Origin of the sequence: Brucella sp. 22210, assembly GCF_052045675.1 — a bacterium.
Taxonomy (GTDB): Bacteria; Pseudomonadota; Alphaproteobacteria; order Rhizobiales; family Rhizobiaceae; genus Brucella.
Genome location: NZ_JBQEPD010000103.1, coordinates 1 through 3,334, shown reverse-complemented (window position 1 = coordinate 3,334; position 3,334 = coordinate 1). Strand labels below are relative to the sequence as shown.

Below are 3,334 nucleotides of genomic sequence, written 5' to 3'. Positions count from 1 at the left end.
GTTCATAGCGGTGACGTGACATCAAAGACCTCCAAATCCTAGGCCTTTGAATCACTAATACATTCAAATAGCTAGCCTATTTATGAGTGCACAGCCTAGCGAGGATTAGTGATGCGAAGCTGGTGCGCTCAATGTCCCGCAAGGGGTGCTCCCCAGATAACGCTGCATGCGAAGGCTTCTTCGGAAGGCTGAAAGCAGAGTTCTTTTATCCCAGCGATTGGAAGAACACCACACTCGAGCAGTTTATCAATGAAGTTGATGGCTACATTCGGTGGTACAATGAGAAACGGATCAAGATATCACTCGGCGCTCGAAGCCCAATCGAATATCGAAACAGTCTTGGCATTGTGACGTAAAACCAGTCCAAGTTTTTATCCGCACCCCCGATCTGCTCTTTCAATTCAGCCTCGATTTCATAGCTGATCCTCAAGCTATATTCGCAATCTCAGAGATTGCGACCTGCAAACTGTCGCCACACCAGAGATACAATATCTTCCCGCACCCGCTTTTTGCCGCGCACAAATTTGCTGGGAAGACGCTGGAAGAAGTCAGCCTCCGAGCCGCGACAGCAAGGGCAAGCGGATTCCGCAGGAGCGACTTGTGGTCGAGGCCTGAATTTACTTTTCGCGAAATACAATTTCCCGGTCGTTCGAGAGGGCGGGATTGAAACTATCGCATTATGCACTATAGTTTGTGGTGTGATAGAGAGGTTCCGTGCGGATTTTCCTGACCAGAGGCGTTGAGCGGTTTGCTCGCCGGCAACGGATTGTCGACGCCAGCTTGGGCGAGGCGATCGAGCGGGCCGAGCGCGGCATTATCGACGCCGATCTCAGCGGGGGCCTCATCAAGCAGCGCGTGGCGCGACCCGGCCAAGGCCGTTCCGGCGGGTTTCGGATGATTGTCGTCTATCGTGCGGCTGGGCGTGCGGTTCGCCAAGAGCGACCGCGACAACATTGATGATGACGAGTTGGAAGCCCTGCGCATGATCGGGGCGAACTGGCTTGCCGCGTCGGCCGAACTGGTCGGGCAAGCCATCGAGAACGGAGATTTGAAGGAGATCGAGCATGACGACGAAATCTAGCCGCCTTGCCCGCGAGATCGCGGAAATGGCAGACGCACAGAGCCGCCCCGGGATCATGGACGAGGCGACCTATCAGAAAATCACAGCCCGGCACCTTGGAGAGAAAGCCCTGCCGACCGAAACACCAATGACCGGCGCGGAGGTGCGGGCCGTGCGCGAGCGGGCGCACCTTAGCCAAGCCGCGTTCGGCCGTTATCTCAATGTGACGCCCGGCTATGTGTCGCAGCTTGAACGCGGCGAGGCGCTGGCCAAGGGACCGGGGCTCGCCTTGTTGAACGTAATCCGTCGGCGAGGCATCGAGGCGCTGCATTAAGCCGGGCAGGGCAGATGATTACCTGTCAGCATATCATCATCCGCCTCCTATTGGTATTTGACTGGGCACAGCTTTTCCGACAGGTTTTATTCAAAAGCCATTGCGACGTGTGTTTTTGGGCTGTGTTTTCCGGAAGAGGCGTTCAGCCGTTATCCAAAAGCCGGTTTGCGACCAGCAAACGCTTTAAGCCGCCCGTAGGGCTGGCTTTTGGATAATAAAGAGGCTGTCCTTTTTGATTTATTTTACTGGAAGTCTCTGAGGACGTCGCTTTTCTGACACCCTTGGAATGAAAGTTAAAGCCGAGCTTTGGCCTGAACTTTGAAAGCCATGAGAACCAGCGTTTGCAATTCGCCGTTGTCTTCGGCGAGCGTTTCATAACACAGTGAAAGGCGCCTCAAGCACAAAATTCCTGACAGTCCCGTATTCGCCCGCCGTATCGTCGGCTGGCGGAAGCTGGCATCGAACCTTCCGTCGGAAGCGTTGGCGACTCCTATGACAACGCTCTGGCCGAAACGATCAACGGTCTCTACAAGGCTGAGGTCATTCATCGGCGCGGAACATGGCGGAGCTTCGAAGCGGTTGAATTCGCCACTCTCGAATGGGTAGACTGGTTCAACCATCGACAACGTCTAGAGCCCATCGGCAACATTCGCCCGCCGAAGCAGAGGAGCAGTATGACGCCAGGCTGGACGACCCAGCTATCGCTGCATAACTTAAACCAAATGGCCTCTGGCAAACCAGGTGCGGTTCACGGGTTTTCCGCGACTTGATCCGCCGTCCAGCCGCGCAAACTGTAAAGCGGTTCTAACAGCCATTGATAAAGTGGGCGTTTATCCAACAGCAAATCCGCTTCAACGCTCATGCCAACTCGCAATGGCTCGGCTTTTCCATAAGCCAGAACATTATTCTGATCCGGCCGGACTGTAATTCGGTATGAAGCGGCCGAGGCCTGCGGTTGAGCGGCAAGTGCGTCAGCGTCCATTTCTGCTTGTCGCAGCATCACACGCGATACTTTGGTAATCTGTCCGCCATACTGGCCGAATTTCTGATAGGGGAAGGCCGTATAGCGCAATAGTATGCGCGCACCTTCCCGTATAAAACCAATCGCGTTGCTATCGGCAAGTAGATGAACTTCCATGGTTTCACCGGTCGGCAAAATCGATACGAGGGATGAACCGGCTGCGACCAACTGACCGGAATGCGCCATTACAGCTGCAACCGTGCCACTTGCAAGAGCAGAAACCACAACGGCCCGGCGCGCTTCTACTTGCGCTAATTGCTCTTTCAGTATCGATATCTGCTGGTGTATTTCTCCAAGCTTAATGGCTGCAGACGCATCAAATCCTGCGAGTTTAGAGCCAATCTCCGATGTCATGCCGTCAAGCTGCACGCGCTGTCTGCGCAATGCTTCAAGCTGTTGGCGGCTTTGCATGTAATTTTGCTCAGCAGTATCGAAACTGCGTTCCAATGTAATGCCCCGATCAACCAGCTTGCGATATTTGTCGGCACGTGGTTGCAGCACCGAAATAGAAGCACTTGTCTGTTCAATCTGCGCATCAACGCGCTCGATCTCTCGCTCAATAGCAGCTTTGCGTTCGGCTAGAGAATGTTTATCAACCTGATCTAGTTGCACCCGCTGCCTGATCGCTTCACCAAACTCGTCAATTCTGCGTTGCAGTTTTTCTTTAACGAAGGCCTCTGTTTCTCCAAGGTTTGTCGTCGTATCCGTTCCCAGCACCACAGCGCCGTAAACGCGAACACGGCGCGTATATTGACCAAACGTGAGAACCGCGATAATTTGCGCGAGTATCAAGCAGCTAATGACAGCAGCAAGCTGAACCGAAACCGGCGGGCTCAGACGGGAGCTGCCAAGCCAAACATCGCGTCTCGCTTCGACCGTTTCCTTGCGGAAAAGTAATAAATTCATGTTCATTAATTAA

2 protein-coding genes and 3 pseudogenes are annotated in these 3,334 nt (G+C 53.8%); 4 read left to right on the top strand and 1 reads right to left on the bottom strand.

The genetic code is table 11. From position 1 onward, the window contains the following. Positions 1–95: 95 nt before the first annotated feature. The 4 genes and pseudogenes from ACTJKP_RS26565 to ACTJKP_RS26550 all read left to right on the top strand — a co-directional run. Positions 96–356, top strand: a pseudogene (locus ACTJKP_RS26565) (IS3 family transposase); the annotation flags it as partial. 358 nt (positions 357–714) lie between these two features. Further along, a pseudogene (locus ACTJKP_RS26560) lies at positions 715–1,081 on the top strand (type II toxin-antitoxin system RelE/ParE family toxin). Then, positions 1,065–1,394 carry a helix-turn-helix domain-containing protein gene (locus ACTJKP_RS26555; protein ID WP_440632787.1) on the top strand — a complete coding sequence of 110 codons (330 nt, stop codon included), beginning with the start codon at positions 1,065–1,067 and terminating at the stop codon, positions 1,392–1,394. The pseudogene ACTJKP_RS26560 and the gene ACTJKP_RS26555 overlap by 17 nt, the downstream one beginning before the upstream one ends. Positions 1,395–1,834: 440 nt before the next feature. Continuing rightward, positions 1,835–2,106 (top strand): annotated as a pseudogene (locus tag ACTJKP_RS26550) (integrase core domain-containing protein); the annotation flags it as partial. Positions 2,107–2,142: 36 nt separating this feature from the next. Here ACTJKP_RS26550 and ACTJKP_RS26545 read toward each other — a convergent pair. Beyond that, positions 2,143–3,327 (bottom strand): HlyD family secretion protein, encoded by a 1,185-nt coding sequence (locus ACTJKP_RS26545; RefSeq protein ID WP_440632673.1) that lies wholly within the window; start codon positions 3,325–3,327, stop codon positions 2,143–2,145. Positions 3,328–3,334 lie beyond the last annotated feature (7 nt).